Origin of the sequence: Nocardioides imazamoxiresistens (genome assembly GCF_032378595.1) — a bacterium.
GTDB classification, from domain to species: domain Bacteria; phylum Actinomycetota; class Actinomycetes; order Propionibacteriales; family Nocardioidaceae; genus Nocardioides; species Nocardioides imazamoxiresistens.
Genome location: NZ_JAVYII010000001.1, coordinates 379094 through 403765 on the forward strand (window position 1 = coordinate 379094; position 24672 = coordinate 403765).

The following is a 24672-nucleotide window of genomic DNA, read 5'->3' on the forward strand; positions in this document are numbered from 1 at the left end:
GCTCGGCGGCCGGTGCTCGGACCGGGTGGGCCGGACGCCCGCGGTCCGCGCGTCCCCGCTGAAACACCCGTTCCGTCGTGGCACTAGCGTCTCAGCCGGCTGCGACCGCGGCCGCGACGTGAGCACGACGAGCGGAGGACGAGCGTGACGGAGCACCTGGACCCCCACCTGCGGGACACCTACGAGGACGTCCTGCGACGCAACCCCGGCGAGCTGGAGTTCCACCAGGCCGTCCGCGAGGTGCTCGGGTCCCTGGGTCCGGTCGTCGCCCGCCACCCGGAGTACACCGACGCCGGCGTCATCACCCGCCTGTGCGAGCCGGAGCGCCAGATCGTCTTCCGCGTGCCGTGGGTCGACGACGCCGGCCGGGTGCAGATCAACCGCGGCTTCCGCGTCGAGTTCTCCTCCACGCTCGGTCCCTTCAAGGGCGGGCTGCGCTTCCACCCCAGCGTGCTGGCCGGCACGGTGAAGTTCCTGGGCTTCGAGCAGATCTTCAAGAACGCGCTCACCGGCATGCCCATCGGCGGCGGCAAGGGCGGCTCCGACTTCGACCCGAAGGGTCGCAGCGAGGCCGAGGTGATGCGCTTCTGCCAGTCCTTCATGACCGAGCTCTACCGCCACCTCGGCGAGCACACCGACGTGCCGGCCGGCGACATCGGCGTGGGCACGCGCGAGATCGGCTTCCTGTTCGGGCAGTACAAGCGGATCACCAACCGCTACGAGTCCGGCGTGCTGACCGGCAAGGGCGTCACGTGGGGCGGCTCGCAGGTGCGTCCCGAGGCCACCGGCTACGGCCTCGTCTACTTCGCCGAGCAGATGCTGGCCCACCGCGGCACCGACTTCGACGGTCGCCGCGTCGTGGTCTCCGGCTCGGGCAACGTCGCGATCAACGCCATCGAGAAGGTGCATCAGCTGGGCGGCACGGTCGTGGCCTGCTCCGACTCGCAGGGCTACGTCGTCGACGAGGCCGGCATCGACCTCGAGGTGCTGCGCCAGGTCAAGGAGCGCGACCGCGCGCGCCTGAGCGCGTACGCCGACGTCCGCGACGCCACGCACGTCACCACGGGATCGGTGTGGGACGTGGCGTGCGACATCGCGCTGCCGTGCGCGACGCAGAACGAGCTCGACGAGACCCACGCCCGCACGCTGGTCGGCAACGGCTGCGTGCTGGTCGCCGAGGGCGCCAACATGCCGACCACCCCCGAGGCTGTGCAGGTGCTCGCCGACGCGAAGGTCGCCTTCGGCCCGGGCAAGGCGGCCAACGCCGGCGGTGTCGCCACGAGCGCGCTGGAGATGCAGCAGAACGCGAGCCGCGACTCCTGGACCTTCGAGCACACCGAGGCGCGCCTCGGCGAGATCATGCGCGGGATCCACGAGCGCTGCCTGACGACCGCGGACGCCTACGGCCTGCCCGACGACTACGTCGCGGGCGCCAACATCGGCGGCTTCATCCAGGTCGCGGACGCCATGCTCGCCCTCGGTGTGATCTGATCCACCGATCTTCGTGCACCGATGCCGACGCTCCGTCCGCACGACGGCGCCGGGGGGCCTAGCCTGATGCCCGTGACTGGATCGATCGAATGGACCTCCTTCCGGGCCGCCCTGTTCGACCTCGACGGCGTGATCACGCCGACGGCCGAGGTGCACATGCGGGCGTGGGAGGTGATGTTCAACGAGTTCCTCGCCGGCTGGGACGGTGCGGGTGACACCTCGCGCTACACCGACCGCGACTACTTCGACCACGTGGACGGCAAGCCGCGCTACGACGGCGTGCGCGACTTCCTGGCCTCGCGCGGCATCGAGCTGCCCGAGGGCTCGGAGGCCGACGGGCCGGACGCCGACACGGTGCACGGCCTCGGCGACCGCAAGAACGACGCGTTCAACGCGGTGCTCGAGCGCGAGGGCGTACGCGCGTACCCGGGCTCCGTCGCGCTGCTCGACCACCTCGCCACCCTCGACGTCCGCCTCGCCGTCGTCTCCTCCTCGGCCAACGCGCCCGCGGTGCTCGAGACCGCCGGGCTGGCCGACCGCTTCGAGACCGTCGTCTCCGGGGCGGTCGCCAAGGAGCTCGGCCTGCCGGGCAAGCCGGCTCCCGACACGTTCCTGCACGCCGCCGAGGTGCTCGGCGCCGACGCCTCCACCAGCGTCGTGATCGAGGACGCCGTCTCCGGCGTCCGCGCCGGCGCCGCGGGCGGTTTCGCCGCCGTCGTCGGCGTCGACCGCGGCGTGGGGGCCGAGCACCTGAGCGCCGCGGGCGCGACGGTGGTCGTGGCCGACCTCGCCGACCTGGTGCCCGCCGACCCGACGACCACCGGAGGAACCCGCTGATGGCGACGATGATCGAGGACATCGCCGACGACCCGATGGACCGCGGACGGTTCCCCGTCGACCCGTGGCGCCTCGTCGAGACCGACCACTTCCCCGGCGACCTCGGTCTGACCGAGACGCTGTTCACGGTGGCCAACGGCTACCTCGGCATGCGGGGCAATCCGGCCGAGGGCCGCGACGCGCACGCGCACGGCACCTTCATCAACGGCTTCCACGAGACCTGGCCGATCAAGCACGCGGAGAGCGCGTTCGGCTTCGCGCGCACCGGCCAGACGATCGTCAACGTCCCCGACGTCAAGGTCATGAAGCTCTACGTCGACGACGAGCCGCTCAACCTCGGCACGGCGGACCTGGAGCACTACGAGCGCAGCCTGGACTTCGCCTCCGGCATCCTCACCCGCTCGCTGGTGTGGCGCACGCCGGCGGGCAAGCGGGTGCGCGTGAAGTCGTCGCGGATGGTCTCGATGACCGAGCGGCACCTCTCGCTGCTGGCGCTCGAGGTCGAGATGCTCGACGGCGACGCACCGATCGTGATCTCGTCGCAGGTGCTCAACCGGCAGGACGGCAAGGACGAGTACCACGTGCCCGGCGCCTCCCTCGGCGAGGGCATCGACCCGCGCAAGGCGGCCGGCTTCGAGCACCGCGTGCTGCTCCCGCGCGGCCACTACGCCGACGACGAGCGGATGATGCTGGGCTACCAGTGCGCCCGCTCCAAGATGACCGTCGCGGTCGCCGTCGACCACGTGCTCACCTGCGAGGACACCCACGAGGTGATCCGGCACGCCGAGGAGGACATGGCGAAGTACGTCCTGCGCGTCGACGCCACCCAGGGCAAGGTCGTGCGCCTCGACAAGCTGGTGGCGTACCACTCCTCGCGCGGCGTGCCCGTGCGCGAGCTCTCCGACCGCTGCGACCGCACCCTCGACCGGGCGCGCCGGCTCGGCGTGGACCACTACGTCGCCGACCAGCGCGCCTGGTACGACCGGTTCTGGAGCCACGCCGACGTCCGGGTGGCCGACCACCCCGAGCTGCAGCAGGCGATCCGCTACAACCTCTTCCAGCTCGCCCAGGCCAGCGCCCGCGCCGACCAGCAGGGCGTGCCCGCCAAGGGCGTGAGCGGCTCGGGCTACGAGGGCCACTACTTCTGGGACACCGAGGTCTACGTCCTGCCGTTCCTGACCTACACGCAGCCGGACGCCGCCCGCAACGCGCTGCACTTCCGGGCCCGGATGCTGCCGGCGGCGCGCGAGCGCGCCCGCGAGATGGCGCAGGAGGGGGCCCTGTTCCCCTGGCGCACCATCAACGGCGAGGAGGCCTCGGCGTACTACGCGGCGGGCACCGCGCAGGTGCACATCGACGCCGACGTGGCGTACGCGCTGAGCAAGTACGTCGACGCCACCGGCGACACCGGCTTCCTGACGCGCGACGGCGTCGACATCCTCATCGAGACCGCGCGGATGTGGGCCGACCTCGGCTTCTGGCGCACCAACGGCGAGGACACGTTCCACATCCACGGCGTCACGGGTCCGGACGAGTACACGACTGTCGTCAACAACAACCTCTTCACCAACGTGATGGCGCGCTACAACCTCGAGCGGGCCGTGCAGGCCGTGCGCGAGGTCGCCGCCAGCGACCCCGCCGCGTACGCGCAGGTGGTCGCGCGCACCGGGCTGAAGGCCGACGAGGTCGACGAGTGGGCCCGCTGCGCGGCCGGGATGACCATCCCGTTCGACGAGGCGCTGGGCATCCACCCGCAGGACGAGCACTTCCTGGACCGCGAGGTCTGGGACCTGTCCCGCACGCCGATCGAGCTGCGTCCGCTGCTGCTGCACTACCACCCGCTGGTGATCTACCGGTTCCAGGTGCTCAAGCAGGCCGACGTGGTGCTCGCGCTGTTCCTGCAGGGCGACCGGTTCACGGCGGCGGAGAAGAAGGCGGACTTCGAGTACTACGACCCGATCACCACGGGCGACTCGACGCTCTCGGCGGTCGTGCAGTCGGTGATGGCGGCGGAGGTCGGCTACCACGAGGTGGCGATGAAGTACTTCCGCTCCGCCCTCTTCGTCGACCTCGGCAACCTGCACGGCAACACGGTCGACGGCCTGCACGTCGCCTCGATGGGCGGCGTCTGGTCGGCGCTGGTCAGCGGGTTCGCCGGCATGCGCGACCACGGCGGACGGATCTCGTTCGACCCGCGCCTGCCCGCCGAGTGGCCCTCGCTCGAGTTCGCCCTGCAGTGGCACGGCGTCACCGCCCGGGTCACCGTCACGCAGGACGCCCTGTCCGTGGCGGTCGACGGGGACGGCGAGTTCGCGTTCCGCGTGCGCGGCGAGGACCACGTCGCGCGCACCGGCGAGGACGTCGAGGTCCCGCTGGCCGACCAGGGCGAGCGGATCGACGGCGTGCTCGGCGACCGGCCGCTGATCGGCGGGCACCGTGCCGACGGCACGATCATCACCGCCGGTGTGCCCAGCCCGGTCGTGGGTCCCGACGACGAGCTCTGAGCCACCGCAGCACCCGCTCCACCCGCCGCACCCGCCGCACCCGCCCGCCGCGCTCCCCCGCCGGCGCCGGACCTACGATCACCGCCGTGAGGCGAGCGGTCGGTCTGGTGCTGGTGGGGATCGCGTCGGTGCAGCTCGGCGCCGCGTTCGCCAAGGGCCTCTTCGACGAGGTCTCCCCGACCACCATCGTGTGGTTGCGCCTGCTCACCAGCACGATCGTGCTGCTGGCCTGGGCCCGCCCGCAGCTGCGGGGCCGCACCCGCGACGACTGGCTGACCGTCCTGGGCTTCGGCCTCAGCCTCGGCACGATGAACTGGGCGATCTACCAGTCGTTCGCGCTGATCCCGATCGGCGTCGCCGTCACCATCGAGTTCGTCGGCCCCCTCACCCTGGCGCTGGTCGGCTCGCGCCGGCTGCGCGACCTGCTGTGGGTGGGCCTGGCCGCCGCCGGCGTCGTGCTGCTCGGCGCCGAGCCGGCCGACCTCGACCCGGTCGGCGTGGCGTGGGCGTTGCTGGCGGGCGCCGCGTGGGCGGCGTACATCCTGCTCAGCGCCCGCACCGGCGCGCGCTGGCCCGGCCTCGACGGGCTCGCGGTCGCGAGCCTGGTCGCGACGCTGCCGCTGACGCCGTACGTCCTGCTGGCGCACGGCGGCCAGGTCCTCGACACGCGGATCCTGCTCGTCGGCCTGGCCGTGGGGCTGCTGAGCTCGGTGATCCCCTACTCGTGCGAGCTGACCGCGCTGCGCACCCTGCCGCCGTCGGTCTTCGGGATCCTGATGAGCCTCGAGCCGGCGGCGGCCGCGCTCGCGGCGCTGCTGGTCCTCGGCGAGCTGCTGACCGCGCTGCAGGTCGCGGCGCTGGCCTGCGTCGTCGCGGCCGTCGCGGGCGCGACCGCGACCTCGCGCGGCGGCCCGGCGCAGACCGAGCCCGCGCCCGACTGAGCCGCGGAGCGGACGCGGGGGGCTCGACAACGGGGCCTGCTCGTGCACAATCGGTGGCCGTGCCTCCCACACTGAGGGCCGTCGACGGCGACAGCGCCCGCCAGCCCACCTCCCCCGTGCGCCTGACGTTCCGCGACGTCGTCAGCGCCGACGGCACGCGGCTGCGTGCCTGGACCAACGACCCCGACCGGGCGCTGTCCGGCCCGACGGTGCTGCTGTGCAACGGCCTCGGCACCAACCCGTACACCTGGCCCGCCCTGCTGGCGCCCGACTGCGACGTCCGCGTCGTGTCGTGGCAGCACCGCGGGGTCGGCGGCTCGGAGCGGCCGACCGACCGACGCCACGTCGGGATCACCTCGCTGGTCGAGGACGCCGTCGCGGTGATGGACGACGCCGGCCTCGACCGGGCCCCCACCATGGGCTGGTCGATGGGCGTCAACACGCAGTTCGAGCTCGCCCACCGCCACCCGGAGCGGGTCTCCGGTCTCTTCGCCGTCGCCGGCGTGCCCGGCGCGACCTTCTCCACGATGCTCGAGCCCACCCGTCTGCCGGCCCCGGTGCGCGAGCAGGTCGCCGTCAACGTCACGCGGGTGGCGCGCCTGCTCGGGCCGGCGCTGAGCGCCGTCGCCCCGGCGCTGCCGATCACGCCCACGACGGTGCGGCTGCTGGCGCGCACCCGGTTCATGTTCGACCAGGCCGACGACGAGGCCAGCGCCGTGGCGGTGCGCGACTTCCTCACCACGCCGTTCGACTGGTACTTCCACCTCGCGCTGCACGCCGCGCGCCACCAGCGGGTCTCGCTCAGCGCGATCGAGGTGCCCGCGACCTTCGTGGCCGGGTCGCACGACATCCTCGCCGGTGCCCGCGCGATGGAGTCGGCCGCGGCGCGGATGAAGGACGCGACGTTCGTGGAGCTGCACGGCTCCCACTTCGTCGCGATGGAGAAGCCCGCCGTGGTGCACGGGCTGCTGCGCGAGCTGCTGGCCCGGGTGGCCGTGGCCGAGGTGGCCGCGGAGGGCTGAGCCGCTCCCGCCGGTCTGCCTAGGCTGGAGGGCATGCGCCGCCCCCTCTCCCGCCCGCTCGTGCGGCCCGCAGCCCTCGCTGCGGCCGGCTCCCTGCTCGTGCTCAGCGCCTGCGCCGACGGCGGGGACTCCTCGTCGGACCCCTCGTCCACGGGCACCGCGGTGACGCCGAGCGCCACGGAGCCGACCACCGGGACCGCCTCGCCGACCGCGACCCCGCCGCGTACCCCGCAGACCGACGGCGACGTCACGACCGGCCTCGACGCGCCGTGGGACGTGGCGTTCATGCCGGACGGAGCGGCGATCGTGCCGGAGCGCGACTCCGGCCTGGTGCGGATCGTCTACCCCGACGGGCTCACGATCGACGCCGGTGAGTTCCCCGAGGCCGACGGCGAGGACGAGGCCGGGCTGCTCGGCGTCGCGGTCTCGCCCGACTTCGGGAGCGACCGGGCGCTGTACTTCTACCTGACCACCGCCGAGGACAACCGGGTGGTACGCCGCGTGCTCACCGAGGACGGCACGCTCGGCGAGCAGAGCGACGTGCTCACGGGCATCCCGAGCTCCAACCGCCACGACGGCGGCCGGGTGGTGTTCGGGCCCGACGGGCTGCTCTACGTCTCGACCGGCGACGCGGGCGAGGCGTCGCTGGCCCAGGACCCCGACTCGCTGGCCGGCAAGATCCTGCGGATCACGCCCGACGGTCAGCCCGCGCCCGACAACCCCGACCCGGGCTCGCCGGTCTACTCGCTGGGCCACCGCAACGTGCAGGGCCTCGCCTTCGACCCCGAGGGCCGGCTGTGGGCCAGCGAGTTCGGCAACCAGGCGTTCGACGAGCTGAACCTGATCGAGGCGGGCGGCAACTACGGCTGGCCCGAGGTCGAGGGCGCGGGCGGCGAGGGCTCCGGCTTCGTCGACCCCGTGGCGACCTGGGCGCCCTCCGAGGCCTCGCCCTCGGGTCTCGCGTACGCCGAGGGTTCCCTGTGGATGGCCTCCCTGCGCGGCCAGCGGCTCTGGCGCATCGACCTGGACCCGGCCGCCGGGGCCGTCAGCGGGGAGCCGACCGCGTTCCTCACGGAGGAGTACGGCCGCCTGCGCCAGGTCACGCCCGCCCCCGACGGGACGCTGTGGCTGCTGACCAATAACACCGACGGACGCGTCGAGCCGCGCGACGGCGACGACCGGATCGTGCGGCTCACCCTCGGCTGAGGGGGTCGGGGCGACGACTTCGACGCCTGCGACGAGACCCACGCCCGAAGGATGGGCCGACGGGCCTCCGCGACGGTAGATTCCGGCGCGTGGACGAGAGGACCGACGACGCGATCAGCTTCAGCACGGAGCTGCCGTTCGCCGAGCGCAGCACCACGCTGGCGCGCTCGCTGCTGCGCCACCACCTCCACCAGGGCGGCGCCGGTCGCGTGCTGGCCGAGAACGCGATGCTGGTGCTGCACGAGCTGGTCAGCAACTGCATCGACCACGCGTACCCCTGTCCCAACGAGACGCTGCAGCTGTCCTGGGACGTGCGGCCCGACCGCGTCGACCTGCGGGTCACCGACCACGGCCCGCACCCGCGCTGCTCGCGCTGCCACCCCGCCCGTTTCGGCGAGGTCGACCCCCTGGAGCCGCCCGCGGGCGCTCCGGCCGGGCGGACGGGCGTCACGATCGAGGCGCGCGAGCCGGACCTGGCGGCGCCGCGCGGGCGCGGCCTGCTGATCGTGCAGGGCCTCAGCCACCGCTGGGACGTGACGACGACCGAGGCGGCGACGACGGTGACCGCCACGATCCTGGCCTCGGGCCGCGCGGCCGGCTCCCCCGACGCCACGGGCGAGCCCGCCGCATCCGGTCAGTCCGGGTAGCCACCGCCCGGCACCGCGAACAGCTCCTCGAGCGTCGCCGTGCCCGTGCGCCGCAGCTCGGCGGCGAGCTCGGTCCCGACGTAGCGCAGGTGCCACGGCTCCGGGGCGTACCCGGTCACCGCCTCCGCACCCGCGGGGTAGCGCACGAGGAACCCGAAGCGCCACGCCTCGGCGGCGACCCAGCGGCCGCCGGGCGTCTCCGCGAAGCACGCGGACAGGTCGCAGGACCGCCGGCCCGGGTCGACGACGTCGACGGCGAGGCCGGTCTGGTGCTCGCTGTGGCCGGGACGCGCGGAGAGGCGCTCGGCCTCGGCGCGGCCGTGGTCGTCGACGAGGTCGGCGTGGATGCGGCTCTGGTGGTCGAAGGAGCGGTACGCGCTGGTGAGGCCGAGCGGGGCGCCCTCGGCGCGGGCGGCGGCCAGCATGTCGGCCAGCGGGCCGGCCGCGACCTCGGCGACCTCGAGGCCCTCGACCGTGGTCGTGGCGGGGCGGAAGTCGAGCGGGTCCAGGGGGCGCTGCTTGTTGACCACCACCCACGGCGAGGCCGGGTCGGTGGTGGAGCGGGCGGACAGGTCGAACGGGGCGACGGTGTCGTCCTGGTGGGGGGAGGCGAGGCCGGCCGGGCGGCGCTTCGGGCGGTCGGCGGCCAGGTCGGCCGGTGCGCCCGTGGCGGCCTCGGTGGTCGGGGCGTCGGCCACGACCGACGGCGCCGCGCCGCGCCGCACCTCTCCCGCCACGAGCGCGACGGTCAGCACGGAGGCAGCGGCCACCGCGCCCACGACCTTGGCCCGCGGGCGCGGAACATCTCGACGATGGTGTCCCCGCGGCACCCGCTCATCCTACCGACGCGGCTCCGGTCAGCGGGAGCGGACGACCGGCACCTCGGTGCCGTCGCCGACGTCGATGGTGCCGTCGCCGTCGGGGTCGTCGTCGGAGAAGGCGCGCAGCATCCCCTCGGGGTCGACGAAGCTCACGTGGTGGCCGTCGAGGTCGAGGCGTCGGGCGCCCTCGAGCAGCATCCGCCGCCCGACGTCGCGCACCTCGTGCACGTGCGTCAGGTCGAGCACGACGTTGCCCACCTCGGGCGGCGGGTCGCGGTCGAGCTCACGCAGCAGCTGCTCCATCGCCACGAAGTCCACGGAGCCCTGGATCTCGTAGAGCGAGCCCTCCTGCGTGCCGTCCAGCGCGCAGGCCTGCGGCACCGAGGCGTGCTCGCGTAGCGGCGGCCGGGCGGGCGGCGGCGTCTCCAGCACGTGCATGCCCATGTCGCTCGAGAGCCGCTCGAAGACCTGCACGCCGCGCACCGAGTTGCCGTGGCCGTCGAGCCGCGGCGAGAACGCGGAGAAGCCGCCCTTGCCGGGCAGCGCGCCGATCAGCCCGCCGGAGACGCCCGACTTGGCCGGGATCCCGACGCTGGTGAACCAGTCGCCGGCGGCGTCGTACATCCCGCACGTCGTCATCACGCTGAGCGCCTGGCGCGCCACCCACCGCTCGACGACCCGCTCGCCCGTCACGGGCTGCACGCCGCCGTTGGCCAGGGTCGCGGCCATCACGGCGAGGTCCTCGACCCCGACCAGGTAGGAGCACTGGCGGACGTAGCCGGCGACGGCGGCACGGGGGTCGGCGTCGATGACGCCGTGGTTGCGCAGCATGTAGGCGATCGCGTAGTTGCGGTCGGCGGTCTCCAGCTCGGAGCCGAGGATCTCCTCGTCCACCTCGAGGTCGCGGCCCGCGAACGCGGAGAAGCCGGCCCGGACGCGCTCGTCGTCGAGCAGCGAGTGCACCGTGATGGCGCCGGCGTTGATCATCGGGTTGAACGGCCGCCCGGACCCGACCTCCAGCGAGATCTCGTTGAAGGCCTCCCCCGACGGCTCGACCCCGACCTTCTCGACGACCGCGTCGAGGCCGTGGTCGGCCAGCGCCAGGGCGTACGCGAACGGCTTCGAGATGGACTGGATGCTGAAGCGCGCGTCGGTGTCGCCGACCGCGTAGACCACCCCGTCGAGCATGCACAGCGCCAGCGCGAGCCGGTCGGGGTCGGCCTCGGCGAGCTCGGGGATGTACGCGGCGAGCTCGCCGCCGTCGTCACCCCCGCACGTGTCGAGGACCTCGGTCAGGTAGTCAGGCAGCGGGGTGTCCACCCGCTCACCCCATCACATCGCGGGTGATGCGGGCGCGGCGCGCCGCCCGGCGCAGCGTGACGAGCACCGCCGGGCCCAGCACGACCAGCGCCAGGCAGGTCGTGATCGCGCGGCCGGTGTCCCAACTCGTGGTCGAGGTGACCAGCGTGTAGACGAGGAACCGGCCGAGGTTGTCGAGCAGCGGGTCGCCGGGCACGAACATCAGGCCCTGCCCGTCGACGCCGGGGATCCCGATCCCGAGGAGGTAGGGCCAGCCCTGGAGGTTGAGCAGCAGGCCGTACGCGTACGCCGCGAGCACCCCGTAGGCCGCCAGCATCGCGACCTCCCAGCGCCCGACCACGCGCCGCGGCAGCAGGCCGGCGCCCATCCCGACCCACGCCGAGACCAGCATCTGGTAGGGCAGCCAGGGCCCGACGCCGGCGGTGAGCAGCGCGCCGGCGAACAGCGACAGGCAGCCGAGCACGAAGCCGAACCCGGCGCCGAACACGCGTCCGCCGAGGATGAGCAGGAAGAACACGAGCTCCAGCCCGGCGACGCCGGCGCCCATCCCGCGCAGCACGGCGTTGATCGCGACGAGCACCCCGAGGATCGCCAGCGCCCGCGAGTCGAGCCCGCCCTCGCTCATCTCGGCCAGCACGACGGCGAGCACGACGGGCAGCAGGGCGAGGAACAGGAACGGCGGCTGCACCCGCGCCCCGTCCTCCGCCTGCACCAGCAGCGGCCACAGCAGCATCATCAGGCCCGCCACCGACGCCGCGCCGAGCACGAGCGCGGAGCGGCGACCGAGGGGCACGGCGACGCCGGGGGCGCTCACGAGCCCGCCTGCCCGTGGGACTGCTCGTGCGCCGCGACGACCTCGTCGACGGTCAGCCACCGCTCCCCCGCGATCTTGGCGACCTGCGGCGCGAACGAGGGCGACTCGGCGAGCACGTCGCGCACCGGGCCGGACGAGACGACCTCGCCGTCGGCGAGCACGACCACCCGGTCGGCCACGCGCGCGACGAACTCGACGTCGTGGGAGGCCACCAGCACGGCGTGCCCCGCGCCGGCGAGCCGGCCGAGGGTGGCGGCGAGCGCCTCCTTGGCCGGGTAGTCCAGGCCGCGGGTCGGCTCGTCGAGCAGCACGACCGGCGGCTCGGCGACGAGCACGACGGCCAGCACGAGCGCGAGCCGCTGGCCCTCCGAGAGGTCGCGGGGGTGCCGCTCCGGGTCGATGCCCGGGGCCATCGACTCCAGCAGCGCCGCGCTCGCGCCGGGTGGCGCGCCGGCCCCGTCGTCCGCAGCGGCGCACTCCTGCGCGACCGTCTCGAGGTAGAGCAGGTCGGCCGCGGTCTGCGGCACCAGCCCGACGCGACGCACGCGGTCGTCGGCCGCGAGCGCGGCCGGGTCGAGCGTCGGCCCCGTCGGGTCGGCGAGGTCGGCGGCCACGGCGACGGTGCCCGCGTACCGCTTGCGGCTGCCCTGCAGCGCCCACAGCAGGGTCGACTTGCCGGCGCCGTTGCGGCCCATCAGCGCGGTCACGGCGCCGCCGGGCAGGGCGAGGTCGAGCTCGCGCAGCACGGCGCGACGGCCGTGGGCGACGGTGAGCGCCTCGGCGCGCAGGACGGGCGGCCGGGTCGCGGCGGCGGGTACGCGCGGCGCCGCGGGCAGGCCGGTGCGCCGTGCGGCCCGCCGGGCCTCCCGCACGGAGAGGGGCAGGGGGTCCCAGCCCAGCCGGCGCCCGAGGTCGACGATCGGCGGCACGACGGGGGCGGTGCGCAGCACCTCGGCCGTCTCGCCGACGCGGACGGTGCCGTCGCCGACGAGCAGGCAGGTGCGGTCCGCGAACGGCACGACCCGCTCGAGGCGGTGCTCGGCGAGCAGCACCGAGAGGCCGACGTCGTGCACGAGCCGGGTCAGGGTGGCGAGCACCTCCTCGGCCGCGGTGGGGTCCAGCGCGGAGGTGGGCTCGTCGAGCACCAGCAGGCGCGGGTGCACGGCGAGCACCGAGCCGATCGCGACCCGCTGCTGCTGGCCGCCGGACAGCGCCCGCAGGTCGCGGGCGCGCAGGTCGGCGATGCCGAGCAGGTCGAGGGTCTCCTCGACGCGGCGGCGCATCGTGGCGGGCGCCAGCCCGAGCTGCTCCATGCCGTAGGCCAGCTCCTCCTCGACGGTGTCGGTGACGAAGCCGGCGACGGGGTTCTGACCGACGTAGCCGACCAGGTGCGCCCGCTCGCGCGGCGGCAGGTCGACCACGCTGACCTCGTCGACCAGCACGTCGCCGCGCAGGGTGCCGCCGGTGAAGCGCGGCACGAGGCCGGGCACCACGCCGAGCAGGGTGGACTTGCCGACGCCGGTGCGTCCGGCGACCAGCACGAGCTCGCCCTCGTCGACCTCGAGGTCGACCGAGCGCAGCACGGGCCCGGACTCGTCGTCGTAGCCGAACGTGACGTCGCGCAGCTCGATCACGCGTCGACCTCCTCGAGCTCGACGCGCCCGTGCGGGGCGGCGTCGGAGCGGTCGTCGGGCCGGGCGTCGGTCTGCGGCGGCGGGGGCGCGAGCAGGGCGGCCAGACCCACCAGGGGTGCCGCCAGCGCGCCGAGGGTCAGCAGCGGCGGGGCGAGCAGGGAGGGCTGGGCGACGAGCGGCTCGGAACGACCGACGAGCCACACGCCCACGGCGACGGCCACGCCCGCGAGGGTGACGACCGTCTCGGGCCAGCGCCAGGGGGCGGGGCGGTAGCGCGTGCGCCCGACGCGGCGGCCCGACGCCGCGATCCCGGCGAACGCCAGCGCGGTGCCGACGGCCAGCATCGGCAGGGCGAGCCAGCGGGGCGCCGTCAGGTCCAGGACGCCGTAGACGCCCACGGCGATGCCCGCCAGCCCGGCGAGCTGGAGACCGCCGGCCGTCCAGCGCTGCCGGCGGGTCTGTCCACCGGAGCGGCCGTAGCCGCGGGTGTCCATGCCGGCCGCCAGCGACAGGGAGCGCTCCAGCGCGTCCTCCAGCACCGGCACCAGCACGCGGCGCACGCTCGTGAGCCGCCGGCGGCGACCCCGCGGGGCCGGACGCAACCGCTGGGCCGCGCGCACGCGGCGTACCGCGGCCGCCAGCTGGGGCATCACGTTCACCGCGACGACCAGCGCCGTGCCCACCTCGTAGAGCGCGGCCGGCATCGAGGCCAGGAGGCGCTTGGGGTTGGCCAGCGCGTTGGCGGCGCCGACGCAGATCACGATGGTGGCCAGCCGCAGCCCGTCGTAGAGACCGCCGAGGACGGCCTCCTGCGTGACCGGGCCGAGGATCTGGATGCCCCGGACCCACTCGGGCAGCGGGATCTCGGGCAGCATGAGCAGGACCTCGGTGCCGTACGCACCGCCCACCAGCACCCGGAAGAACACCCGGGTGAGCACGATGACGACGCCCAGCGCCAGGTACAGCCCGAAGACCCGCGACCAGGGGTGGGCGGAGCGGCGCAGCAGGACGACGAGGCAGACGACCGCGACGACGAGCAGCTGCAGGTACGGGTTCGACGTCAGGGACGCCGCCGCGGCGAGGCCGACGGCCCACGCCCACCACGCGAGCGGGTGCAGCTCGCGCGGCAGGCGGGCGACGCCGGCCCGCCACGTCACAGCAGGGGTCCCTGCGGGGCCTGCTTCCGGCGCCAGACGACCGCGGCGCCACCGCCGCCGGCCAGCGCGACGAGGACCGGGACGACGACCCACCAGGGCAGGGTGCCGCCGGGCTCCGTGCCCGCCGCGTCGTCGACGCGGCCGGCCTCGGTCTCGACGTCGTACGCCGTCGCGTCACCGCTCGCGGACGGCTCGCCGCCCTCGGTGCTCGCGCCGTCGGTCGGTGCGGCCGACGGGTCGGCGGTCGCGTCCGCGCCGGCGCTCGCGCCGGCGGAGGGGTCCGCAGGGTCGGACGGGTCACCGGAGGCGCCGGGGTCGGACGGGTTGCCGGAGGCGCCGGGCGCCGCCGAGCCCGGGGCGTCCGCGGAGCCGCGGGCACCGGGCGTACCGGACGAGCCGGAGCCGCTGCCACGGCTGCCGGACGAGCCCGAGCCGGAGGAGCCGGAGCCCGAGGAACCGGAGCCGGACGAGCCGGATCCGCCACTCGACGAGCCACCGCCGGAGCCGCCGCTCGACGAGCCGCCGCCGGAGTCGCCCGAGCCGCTGGAGCCGCTGGAGCGCGGCGTCGCCGCGACTCCGGGCGCCGACCGGCCACCGCTCTGCCAGACCCACGCGACGTAGCCGCCGGCGGGCACGCTGAGCCCGTCGACGCCCAGCGAGGAGTAGCTCCACGTGCCGGAGCGACCGTCGGAGACCCACAGCGACCAGTAGCTGCCGGCCGCGGAGTCGCGTGCGCACTGGCGCTGCGAGGGCTGGGAGTCGACGTAGCAGACGAAGCCCGGCTGGCGGGGGTCGTCCTCCTGGGTGTGACCGGCCGCGGCGAACAGGCCCCGGGCCGTGCCGCCGCTGCTGCCCTGGCACTTCTGGTCGATCCCGCCCGAGAGCCGGGACGCGTCGACGACGACGGTCACGCCCGCACAGTCGGCCGCGACGGCCGCCGGCACGGGGAGGCCGACGAGGGCGGCCGTCGCCGCCACCGCGAGGGCGGTGGCGGCGACGACGCTGCGCAGCAGGCTCACCGGGTCACGTTGACCGTGGACGTGCGGTAGCGGTCGGCGGACTCGCCGCGGATCACGAAGGGCTGGCGGCCCACGGTCGATCCCACCGGGAAGGTCAGCACCGCGCGACCGTTCACGTCCGCCCTGGTGCGCAGCACGACGCGACCGTTCAGCGTGACCGTGATGGGCTCGAACGCGGCCGCGCCCAGGATGGTCGCGGTGTGGTTGCCGTTGCGCGGGGCGGTGCCGGAGTGCGAGAGCTCGAAGCGCGTCGCGGAGACCAGCCAGTACGCCTTGTCCGTGGCGATCTGCGTCGACGTCACCAGCGTGACGCCGAGGCGCACGGAGCCGGCGACGAGCGATGGGGTCTGCACCCGACCGGTGGTGGTGCCGTTGATCTTGGCGTTCACCGCGACGGGGGTGGCGACGGCGCCGACCAGGCAGGCCGACTGGCCGGGCGCGAGGCCCGTGATCCCGACGGGGGCGACCGTGCCGGCGCGCACGCGGTAGGGGTCGATGCTCAGCGCGGCGTCGTCCTCGGCGGCGGGGGTCCACTGCAGCGCGGGGAGCGTCTGGGCGCTGGAGAGCTGCCACTGGTAGGCGGTGCCGTCGGTGATGCCCTGCGTGCGGCCGAGGCTCAGCGCGGCCGGGTCGAACGCCTGGGCGCCCTTCTCGTAGCGCAGCGACGTCGTGCACGTCGCGACCTCGTCGACCTGGTTCTTGCGCAGCCAGATGGCGGCCAGCTCGGGCTGGTCGGCGACCACGAAGGGGTTGCCGGGGATGTCGCCGACGAGGCCGAGGGTCTGGCCGGCGAGGCCGGTGCTGTTCGCGTTGGCGGTGCCGCCGACCCCGTCGGTCCAGGAGCCGTCGGCGGCCTGGGAGCCCTTGAGGTACGCCACGGCGTCGTCCGCCGCAGTCGCGACCTCGCCGTTCTCGAGCTGGCTCGCGAGGCCCTGCACGGCGTACGCCGTCACGTCGGTGCCGGAGGGGTCCTCGGTGCACGACTGGTCCTCGGCGTCGGGCGCCGAGAACGTGAGCCGGAAGCCGCCGTCGGCGCACTGCTGCTGCAGGAGGAAGTCGGTGACCGGGCCGGCGAGCTCGCTGCCGGCCTCGGTGAGGACGTCGGCGGCGAACGCCTGGCCGATGGTGTTGGCGAAGTCGGCGCCGAACTCGTTCTCGGGGTCGAACTCGTCGGAGATGCGACCGGCGGTCGGGCCCTCGGTGGCGACGCGGCTCTCGAGCTGCGCGACGAGGTCGATCCCGGCGTAGTCGCGGGGGTCGCCGCCGACGAGCTGCACGACGTGGGCGAGCTTGGCGGTGCTGCCCGCGCCGACGAGGGTGCCGAAGCCGTTGTCGCCGACGTAGCTCGCGGCGTGCGGGACGAGCGCCTCCACGGTGGCGCTGGCGTCGGCGTCGGCGCCGACGATCGCCAGGGAGCGCGCGGCGTCGACCGTGCCGCTGACGTTCGGCCCGAAGCTCGTGCGGAAGACGTCCCCGTCGAGCTCGCCGACGAGCCAGTCGGCCCCGTTGCGGACCGGGGCGGGGTCGTAGGCGTCGCCGGGCACCTGGGCGGGCGCGGGAGCGGCCGGGGCGGCGGTCGCGGCGGCCGGCGCCAGGAGGGCGAGGGTGGTGGCGCTCGCCGCGACGGCGGCGACGGCGAGCGCGCCGGCGCGGCGGCCGGGCAGGAGGCGTACGGACATGGGGTCCTCTCCGCTGCTGCAGGCGGGACCCCTCGGCCCCGCTGCGTTCCTCGACAGCGTGGTGATCGGGACGTCGCGCGGCGGGTGCTCCGGCTCGTCGGCCGCTCGCGGCGGCCGACCTACGGTTGCGGGTCAGCGCCGGACTCGGACCGGCTTCCCCCACCGCGGACGTGGTCGTGGGCCCGTCGGACGACGGGCCCACGTCACTGTAGCTGAGGAGCGCCTGAGAGAGCAGACGGCGAGGTGCCCCACCTCCCGGGCCGCTCAGGCGAGCTTCTCGAGCACCAGCTCCCGCACGCGGCCGGCGTCGGCCTGGCCGCGCATCTCCTTCATCACGGCACCGATGAGGGCGCCCGCGGCGGCGTGCTTGCCGTCGCGGATCTTCTGCGCCACGTCGGGGTTGGCCGCGATCGCGTTGTCCACCGCGGCGCCGAGCGCGCCGTCGTCGGAGACGATGGCCAGCCCGCGCGCCTCGACGATCTCGGCGGGCGTGCCCTCGCCGGCGAGCAGGCCGTCGAAGACCTGGCGGGCCAGCTTGTCGTTGATGGTGCCGGCGTCGACGAGGCCCTGGACCTCGGCGACCTGGGCCGGCGTCACGCCCACCTCGGCCAGCTCGACCCCGGCGTCCTTGGCCCGGCGGGCGAGCTCGGCGACCCACCACTTGCGCGCGGCCTGCGGAGCGGCGCCGGCGGCCACGGTCTGCTCGACCAGGCCGAACGCGCCGGCCCCGACGGTGTCGCGCATCTCGAGGTCGGTGAAGCCCCAGGTCGTCTGGAGGCGGGCACGCTTGGCCGTCGGATTCTCCGGCAGCGTCGCGCGCAGCTCCTCGACCCACTCGCGGCTGGGCGCGACGGGCACGAGGTCGGGCTCCGGGAAGTAGCGGTAGTCCTCGGCGTCGGACTTCTCGCGACCCGAGGTCGTGATCCCGCTGTCCTCGTGGAAGTGCCGGGTCTCCTGCACGACGGAGAGCCCCGCCTCGAGGCGCGCCGCGTGGCGGGAGACCTCGAAGCGCACGGCCCGCTCGACCGAGCGGAACGAGTTCACGTTCTTGGTCTCGCTGCGGGTGCCGAGCCGCTCGGAGCCCTTGGGGGCCAGCGAGAGGTTGACGTCGGCGCGCAGGTTGCCCTGGTCCATCCGGGCCTCGGAGACGCCGAGCGCGACGATGAGGTCGCGCAGCTGGGCGACGTACGCCCGCGCCACGGCCGGCGCCTTCTCCCCCGCGCCCGTGATGGGGCGGGTGACGATCTCGATCAGCGGGATGCCGGCGCGGTTGTAGTCCACCAGCGAGTACTCCGCGCCGTGGATGCGACCCGTCGCACCGCCGACGTGGGTGGACTTGCCGGTGTCCTCCTCCATGTGGGCGCGCTCGATCTCGACGCGGAAGGTCTCACCCTCCACGTCGACGTCGAGGTAGCCGTCGAAGGCGATCGGCTCGTCGTACTGCGACGTCTGGAAGTTCTTCGGCATGTCCGGGTAGAAGTAGTTCTTCCGCGCGAAACGGCACCACTCGGCGATCTCGCAGTTGAGCGCGAGACCGATCCGGATCGCGGACTCGACGGCCTTGGCGTTGACCGCCGGCATCGCGCCCGGCAGGCCCAGGCAGGTCGGGCAGACCTGCGAGTTGGGCTCGCCGCCGAAGGTCGCCGGGCAGCCGCAGAACATCTTCGTCGCGGTGTTGAGCTCGACGTGGACCTCGAGGCCGAGCGCGGGGTCGTACCGCTCCAGCGCCGCGTCGAAGTCCATCAGGTCCTCGGTGGATGCGCTCATGCGTCGGCTCCCTGTCGCGTCGTCAGCTCGGGCGCCTGCGCCCACAGCGCGTGGCCCCACTTCTTCTCCAGCAGCGCCTCCACGGCGGCACCGACGCGGTAGACGCGGTCGTCCGCGAGCGCCGGGGCGAGCACCTGGAAGCCGACCGGCAGACCGTCCTCGTCGGCCAGGCCCGCCGGCACGGAGATGCCGGGGATGCCCGCGAGGTTGGCCGGGATGGTGGCGAGGTCGCCGGCGTACATCGCCAGCGGGTCGTCGAGCTTCTCCCCCAGCGCGAACGCCGTGGTCGGCGCGGTCGGGCTGACCAGCACGTCCACCTGCTCGAACGCGGCGGTGAAGTCGCGGCTGATCAGGGTGCGGAGCTTCTGCGCCTGGCCGTAGTAGGCGTCGTAGTAGCCGCTGGACAGCGCGTACGTGCCCAGGATGATGCGGCGCTTGACCTCGTCGCCGAAGCCGGCGTCGCGCGAGGCGCGCATGACGGCCTCGGCGCTCGGCGACTCGACGCCCTCGGGCAGGACGCGCAGGCCGTAGCGCATGGCGTCGAACTTCGCGAGGTTCGAGGAGCACTCCGCCGGGAGGATCAGGTAGTAGGCCGCGATCGCGTGCACGATGTTCGGGCAGCTGACCTCGACGACCTCGGCACCGGCCGCGACGAGAGCCTCGAGGGCCTCGTCGAAGCGGGCGAGCACGCCGGGCTGCCAGCCCTCGCCGCCGCGCAGCTCCGTGATCACGCCGACCCGCAGGCCGCTGACGTCGCCCGAGGCGCCCTGGCGGGCCGCGTCGACGAGGGCGGGGACCGCCTCGGAGATGCTCGTGGAGTCCAGCGGGTCGTGGCCGCCGATCAGCTCGTGCAGCAGGGCCGAGTCGAGCACCGTGCGGGTGACGGGGCCGGCCTGGTCGAGCGAGTTGGCCAGGGCCACGAGGCCGTGGCGCGAGACGCCGCCGTAGGTCGGCTTCACGCCCACCGTGCCGGTGACCGCGCCGGGCTGGCGGATCGAGCCGCCGGTGTCGGTGCCGATGGCCAGGGGGGCCTCGAAGGCCGCGACGGCCGCCGCAGAACCGCCGCCGGAGCCGCCCGGGATGCGGGTGAGGTCCCAGGGGTTGCGGGTCGGGCCGTAGGCCGAGTGCTCGGTCGAGGAGCCCATCGCGAACTCGTCCATGTTGGTCTTGCCGAGGATCGGCAGTCCCGCCGCCTTGAGCTTCGCGACGACGGTCGAGTCGTAGGGCGGCACCCAGCCCTCGAGCATCTTCGAGCCGCACGTCGTGGGCAGGCCCGTGGTGGTCATGACGTCCTTGACCGCGATCGGGACGCCGTCGAGGTACGACGCCGGCTCGCCCGCCGCACGACGCGCGTCGGAGGCGCGCGCCTGCTCGAGCGCACCCTCGGCGTCGACGTGCAGGAAGGCGTGCACGCCCGCGTCGGCGTCGCCGTCGACCGCGGCGATGCGGTCCAGGTGCGCCTGGGTCAGCTCGACCGAGGTGACCTCGCCGGCGGCCAGGGCGTCGGCCAGCTCGGCGGCGCTGCGGCGGGTCCAGTCGGTGCCGGTGGTGCTCGTGCTGCTCACTGCTCGTCCCCCAGGATCCGCGGCACGCTGAACCGCTGCTGCTCGGCCGCGGGCGCGCCGGAGAGCGCCTGCTCGGCGGTGAGGCCGGGGCGCACGACGTCCTCGCGGAAGACGTTGGTCATCGGGATCGGGTGCGACGTGGGCGGCACGTCGTCGCCGGCGACCCCCTGGATCGCCGCGACGGACTCGAGGATCACGGAGAGCTGCGGCGCGAGGTGGTCGAGCTCGTCGTCGGAGAGGTCGATGCGCGCGAGGTCGGCGAGGTGCGCCACCTGGTCACGGGTCAGCACCGGAGGTGTGTCGGGCATGACGGTCATCCTAGGGACTCCGGCGGCACCCCGTTCCTCCGGGCGTGCAACCGTCCGGGCTCGCCGCCGGCCACGCGGACGCGGTGCTCGGACCGGGCGGGCCGACGGCGCGCGTCGCCGAGATCCCGGGGGTCGGCCGAGCAGGCGCAGCACTGCATGGATCTACGAACTAAACCCCATTTGACCTGGGAAAACGCGTGATCTTCGAACAGGTGATCGGGTAGGATCGGGGGCATGTCCACCGTCATCGCCCTCACCGACCGGGCCCCCGCGCCGGGCGGGCTGCGGGGCGAGCTGCCGGGTGATCTGCTGGACGGGGTCCGTGCGGCGCGGGCGGCGGCGGACGCGGCGGAGGTGCGGGTCCTCGAGCTGGCGCTCGAGTGGGCGTACGCGCACCCCGTCCTCCCCGGCTGCGGACACCCCGGTGCGTCGCACCCGCTCACCGGCGCCGCGGCCTACGCCGAGCCGGCGCCCCGCGCGGACGCGGACGACGTGGAGGCGGGCGGGTGGTACGGCCTGCCCGAGGTCGCCTGGGACGCACCCGCCGGCTTCGCCGCGGCGAACCGGACGAGCACCGCCGCGGGCGCGAAGGTGCTGCGCGACGCCCTCCAGCTCGCGCACCGGCTGCCGCTGACCTGGGCGCGCACGCGCGCCGGCGACGTCCCCGCCTGGCGCGCCCGCCGGGTCGCGGACGCCGTCGCCGGACAGCCCGACGACGTCGCCGCGTACGTCGACCTGCACGTCCACGCCTGCGCCGGCACCGTGGGGCCGCGCACGCTCGCGAGGATGATCGACGAGGCCCTCCTGCGGCTGCACGCCGAGGACCGCGAGCTCGACCAGCTCGCCGAGCTGGACCGGCGCCACGCCACGCTGCACCTCGAGACGCTCAACCACACCGGGCTCGTCGAGATGACCCTGCGCGGCGACTACACCGACCTCGCCGCGCTCGACGACGCCCTCACCGAGATCGCCCACGCGCTCGCCGACCCGGACCTCGCCGACCTCGTCGGGCTCGCGGGGTGCGCGCCCGACGAGAAGCAGGAGGTACGCCGCGCGCTGGCCGCCGGCGTCCTCGCCCACCCCCACGCCGCCGCCGCGCTGCTCGACGCGCACCGCACCGGCGCCACCACCGGCGCCAGGCCCGCGCCGAGCAAGCGTGCCGTGGTGCACCTGCACCTGTCCGAGGCCGGCTTCCTCGGGCTCGACCCGGTGGCCCGCCTGACGGCCGGGGCGCGCAGCAGCGCGGGCGACGGCCGGGGTGGCGCCGACCTGCCGGTGCTGCTCGAGCAGGTCCGGGCCTGGCTGATGCGCGACGACACGCACGTCACCGTTCGCCCGGTCATCGACACGACGGCCACGCTCGGCAGCGACCGCTACGAGATCCCCGACCGGCTCCGCAGCCACGTCCTGGCGACGCGCACGACGTGCATCTTCCCGTGGTGCGAACGGCCCGCCAGCAGCTGCGACCTCGACCACCTCGAGAACTGGGGCGACCCGGACGACGACCCACCGGACGGACCACCCGCCGGCCGGACCAGCACGGACAACCTCGGCCCCGAGTGCCGCCACCACCACCGGTTGAAGACCCACGGCGGCTGGCGCGTGCGGCGCATCTCGGCCGGCCACCACCTGTGGGCGGACCCGACCGGTCACCTGTACGCGACCACGCCCACCGGCACCGTCGACCTGGGCTGAGCCGCGCTCACTCCTGCGGCGCGGACTCCTGCTCCCCGGCGTCACCCTCGGCGCCCTGGGCATCCTCGACGTCGGCGACAGCCGGCGGCCCGTTCTCCAGCAGGGCCTTGAAGCCGTCCTCGTCGAGGATCGTCAGGCCGAGCTGCTCGGCCTTCTCCGCCTTCGACCCGGCGTTGTCGCCGACGACGACGAAGTCGGTCTTCTTCGACACCGACCCGGCGGCCTTCCCGCCGCGCGAGAGGATCGCCTCCTTGGCGGAGTCGCGGCTGAAGTCGACCAGCGAGCCGGTCACGACGACGGTCAGGCCCTCGAGCGTGCGGGGGGTCGACTCGTCGCGCTCGTCGGCCATGGAGACGCCGGCCGCGTCCCACTTGTCGACGATCTCGCAGTGCCAGTCGACGGAGAACCACTCGACGACGGCCTCGGCGATGGTCGGGCCGACGCCCTCGGCAGCGGCGAGCGCCTCGAGCGACGCGGCGCGGATCGCCTCCATCGAGCCGAACTCGGTGGCCAGCGCGCGGGCGGCGGTGGGGCCGACGTGACGGATCGACAGCGCGACCAGCACCCGCCACAGCGGCACCTGCTTGCGGGCGTCGAGGTTCGTGAGGAGCTTGACGCCGTTCGCCGTCACCACCCGGTCGCCGGCGCCTCCCTCGCGCTCCGCCTTCTTCGCCGCCCGCGTGAACAGGTCGGTCGCGAGCAGCATCTGCTCGTCGATGCGGAACACGTCGCCCTCGTTCTCGAACCCGTCGACCGTCAGCAGCGCGACCGCGGCCTCGTACCCCAGGCCCTCGATGTCGAACGCCCCGCGCCCCGCGACGTGGAAGACGCGCTCGCGCACCTGGGCCGGGCACTTCTCGTGGTTGGGGCAGCGCAGGTCCTTGTCGCCCTCCTTCTGCTGCGCGAGCTCGGTGCCGCACGCGGGGCAGACCGTCGGCATCACCCAGGGCTCGAGACCCTCGGGACGCAGGTCGAGCACGGGGCCGACGATCTCCGGGATCACGTCGCCGGCCTTGCGCAGGATCACGGTGTCGCCGGGCCGCACGTCCTTGCGCTGCACCTCGTGGGCGTTGTGCAGGGTCGCCATCTCGACCGTCGAGCCCGCGACCCGCGTCGGCTCCATCCGTCCGAAGGGCGTGACGCGGCCGGTGCGACCGGTGTTGACGAGGATGTCGATCAGCTTCGCGTTGACCTCCTCCGGCGGGTACTTGAACGCGATCGCCCACCGCGGCGCCCGGCTGGTCGAGCCCAGCCGACGCTGGAGGGTCACGTCGTCGACCTTGACCACGACGCCGTCGATCTCGTGCTCGACGGAGTGGCGCTGCTCGCCGTAGCGCTCCACGAACGCCTGGACCTCCGCCAGGTCGCCCACGACCGCAGCGCGGTCCGAGGTCGGCAGGCCCCAGGCCCGCAGCGCCCGGTACGCCTCCGACTGCGCGGTCGGCTCGAACCCGCGGCGCGCGCCGAGGCCGTGGCAGACCATCCCGAGCGCGCGGGTCGCGGTCACGCGGGGGTCCTTCTGCCGCAGCGAGCCCGCCGCCGCGTTGCGCGGGTTGGCGAAGACCTGCTTGCCCGCCTCCGCCATCGTCTCGTTGAGCCGCTCGAACGCCTCGACCGGCAGGAACACCTCGCCGCGCACCTCGACCAGCGCCGGCACCGGGAACTCCTCGGTGCCCGTCAACCGGTGCGGGATCGAGTCGATCGTCTTCACGTTGGGCGTGACGTCCTCGCCCGTGCGCCCGTCGCCGCGGGTCAGGGCCCGCACGAGCCGCCCGTCCTCGTACAGCAGGTTGATCGCCAGGCCGTCGACCTTGAGCTCGCAGAGCAGGTCGGGCGCGTCCGCGCCCTCGCGCGCCAGCCGTGCGTACCAGGCCCCCAGCTCGTCGGCGCTGAACGCGTTGTCCAGGCTCATCATCGGCTCGAGGTGGTCGACGGCCGTGAACTCGGTGGACACCGCGCCGCCGACGGTCTGGGTCGGCGAGTTCGGCGTGCGCAGCTCGGGGTGCGCCTCCTCGAGCGCCTCCAGCTCGCGCATCCGGGTGTCGAAGTCGGCGTCCGAGAGCGTCGGGGAGTCGAGGACGTAGTAGCGCCAGCGCGCGTCCTCCAGCTGCTCCGCGAGCACGCGGTGCCGCTCGCGCGCCTCGTCGTCGGCGGGCGTCACGGGGACCGGCGCGGTCGGGGCATCGGGTGCGTCGGGCACCTCGGCGTCGCTCATGGGGAACATCTTGCCGTGCGGCCCCGACAA

The 24672-nt window shown here is 74.5% G+C and carries 19 protein-coding genes; 8 read left to right on the top strand and 11 right to left on the bottom strand.

All coding sequences use genetic code 11. From position 1 onward, the window contains the following. Positions 1–156 precede the first annotated feature (156 nt). From gdhA to RDV89_RS01875, 7 genes are all read left to right on the top strand, one after another. A complete protein-coding gene (gene gdhA / locus RDV89_RS01845) occupies positions 157–1491 on the top strand; it encodes an NADP-specific glutamate dehydrogenase (RefSeq protein ID WP_315731508.1) in 1335 nt (444 codons plus the stop codon). Between the two features lie 66 nt (positions 1492–1557). Continuing rightward, positions 1558–2328, top strand: a complete 771-nt coding sequence (locus tag RDV89_RS01850) for an HAD family hydrolase (protein WP_315730828.1) — start codon at positions 1558–1560, stop codon at positions 2326–2328. Between the two features lie 11 nt (positions 2329–2339). Then, positions 2340–4832, top strand: a complete 2493-nt coding sequence (locus RDV89_RS01855; RefSeq protein WP_438823254.1) for a glycoside hydrolase family 65 protein — start codon at positions 2340–2342, stop codon at positions 4830–4832. Between the two features lie 86 nt (positions 4833–4918). Beyond that, positions 4919–5773: an EamA family transporter gene (locus RDV89_RS01860; RefSeq protein WP_315730829.1), complete on the top strand. Its 855-nt coding sequence runs from the start codon at positions 4919–4921 to the stop codon at positions 5771–5773. 59 nt (positions 5774–5832) lie between these two features. Then, entirely contained in the window at positions 5833–6795 is a 963-nt protein-coding gene (locus RDV89_RS01865) for an alpha/beta fold hydrolase (RefSeq protein WP_315730830.1), read from the top strand. Positions 6796–6828: 33 nt separating this feature from the next. Then, a complete protein-coding gene (locus RDV89_RS01870) occupies positions 6829–8001 on the top strand; it encodes a PQQ-dependent sugar dehydrogenase (RefSeq protein WP_315730831.1) in 1173 nt (390 codons plus the stop codon). An 89-nt stretch (positions 8002–8090) separates the two neighbouring features. Next, positions 8091–8648, top strand: coding sequence for an ATP-binding protein (locus RDV89_RS01875; RefSeq protein ID WP_315730832.1), 558 nt, complete (start codon positions 8091–8093; stop codon positions 8646–8648). Here the strand turns inward: RDV89_RS01875 and RDV89_RS01880 are convergent. From RDV89_RS01880 to gatC, 10 genes are all read right to left on the bottom strand, one after another. Further along, on the bottom strand, positions 8636–9418 hold the full coding sequence (locus RDV89_RS01880) for a M15 family metallopeptidase (protein WP_315730833.1): 783 nt from the start codon (positions 9416–9418) through the stop codon (positions 8636–8638). The genes RDV89_RS01875 and RDV89_RS01880 overlap by 13 nt on opposite strands. A gap of 87 nt (positions 9419–9505) precedes the next feature. Next, positions 9506–10789 carry a glutaminase gene (locus tag RDV89_RS01885; protein WP_315730834.1) on the bottom strand — a complete coding sequence of 428 codons (1284 nt, stop codon included), beginning with the start codon at positions 10787–10789 and terminating at the stop codon, positions 9506–9508. A 4-nt stretch (positions 10790–10793) separates the two neighbouring features. Then, positions 10794–11603 carry an ECF transporter S component gene (locus RDV89_RS01890; RefSeq protein ID WP_315730836.1) on the bottom strand — a complete coding sequence of 270 codons (810 nt, stop codon included), beginning with the start codon at positions 11601–11603 and terminating at the stop codon, positions 10794–10796. Further along, complete coding sequence (locus RDV89_RS01895; protein ID WP_315730837.1) at positions 11600–13237, bottom strand: ATP-binding cassette domain-containing protein; 1638 nt, start codon at positions 13235–13237, stop codon at positions 11600–11602. Before RDV89_RS01895 ends, RDV89_RS01890 begins: the two co-directional genes overlap by 4 nt. Continuing rightward, a complete protein-coding gene (locus RDV89_RS01900) occupies positions 13234–14394 on the bottom strand; it encodes a CbiQ family ECF transporter T component (protein WP_315730838.1) in 1161 nt (386 codons plus the stop codon). The genes RDV89_RS01895 and RDV89_RS01900 overlap by 4 nt, the downstream gene beginning before the upstream one ends. After that, a complete protein-coding gene (locus tag RDV89_RS01905; RefSeq protein WP_315730839.1) occupies positions 14391–15413 on the bottom strand; it encodes a hypothetical protein in 1023 nt (340 codons plus the stop codon). The genes RDV89_RS01900 and RDV89_RS01905 overlap by 4 nt, the downstream gene beginning before the upstream one ends. After that, positions 15410–17092 carry a prenyltransferase/squalene oxidase repeat-containing protein gene (locus tag RDV89_RS01910; RefSeq protein ID WP_315730841.1) on the bottom strand — a complete coding sequence of 561 codons (1683 nt, stop codon included), beginning with the start codon at positions 17090–17092 and terminating at the stop codon, positions 15410–15412. Before RDV89_RS01910 ends, RDV89_RS01905 begins: the two co-directional genes overlap by 4 nt. A gap of 264 nt (positions 17093–17356) precedes the next feature. Then, the gene (gene gatB, locus RDV89_RS01915) at positions 17357–18859 is read right to left on the bottom strand and encodes an Asp-tRNA(Asn)/Glu-tRNA(Gln) amidotransferase subunit GatB (RefSeq protein ID WP_315730842.1); all 1503 of its coding nucleotides are present in this window, start codon (positions 18857–18859) and stop codon (positions 17357–17359) included. Beyond that, complete coding sequence (gatA, locus tag RDV89_RS01920) at positions 18856–20424, bottom strand: Asp-tRNA(Asn)/Glu-tRNA(Gln) amidotransferase subunit GatA (protein ID WP_315730844.1); 1569 nt, start codon at positions 20422–20424, stop codon at positions 18856–18858. Before gatA ends, gatB begins: the two co-directional genes overlap by 4 nt. Beyond that, positions 20421–20732, bottom strand: coding sequence for an Asp-tRNA(Asn)/Glu-tRNA(Gln) amidotransferase subunit GatC (gatC, locus tag RDV89_RS01925; protein ID WP_315730845.1), 312 nt, complete (start codon positions 20730–20732; stop codon positions 20421–20423). Before gatC ends, gatA begins: the two co-directional genes overlap by 4 nt. A gap of 234 nt (positions 20733–20966) precedes the next feature. Here gatC and RDV89_RS01930 point away from each other — a divergent pair, with 234 nt between their 5' ends. After that, a complete protein-coding gene (locus RDV89_RS01930) occupies positions 20967–22427 on the top strand; it encodes an HNH endonuclease signature motif containing protein (RefSeq protein WP_315730846.1) in 1461 nt (486 codons plus the stop codon). A gap of 7 nt (positions 22428–22434) precedes the next feature. Here the strand turns inward: RDV89_RS01930 and ligA are convergent, their stop codons facing one another. Beyond that, positions 22435–24642 carry an NAD-dependent DNA ligase LigA gene (gene ligA / locus RDV89_RS01935; RefSeq protein ID WP_315730847.1) on the bottom strand — a complete coding sequence of 736 codons (2208 nt, stop codon included), beginning with the start codon at positions 24640–24642 and terminating at the stop codon, positions 22435–22437. Positions 24643–24672: the final 30 nt, after the last annotated feature.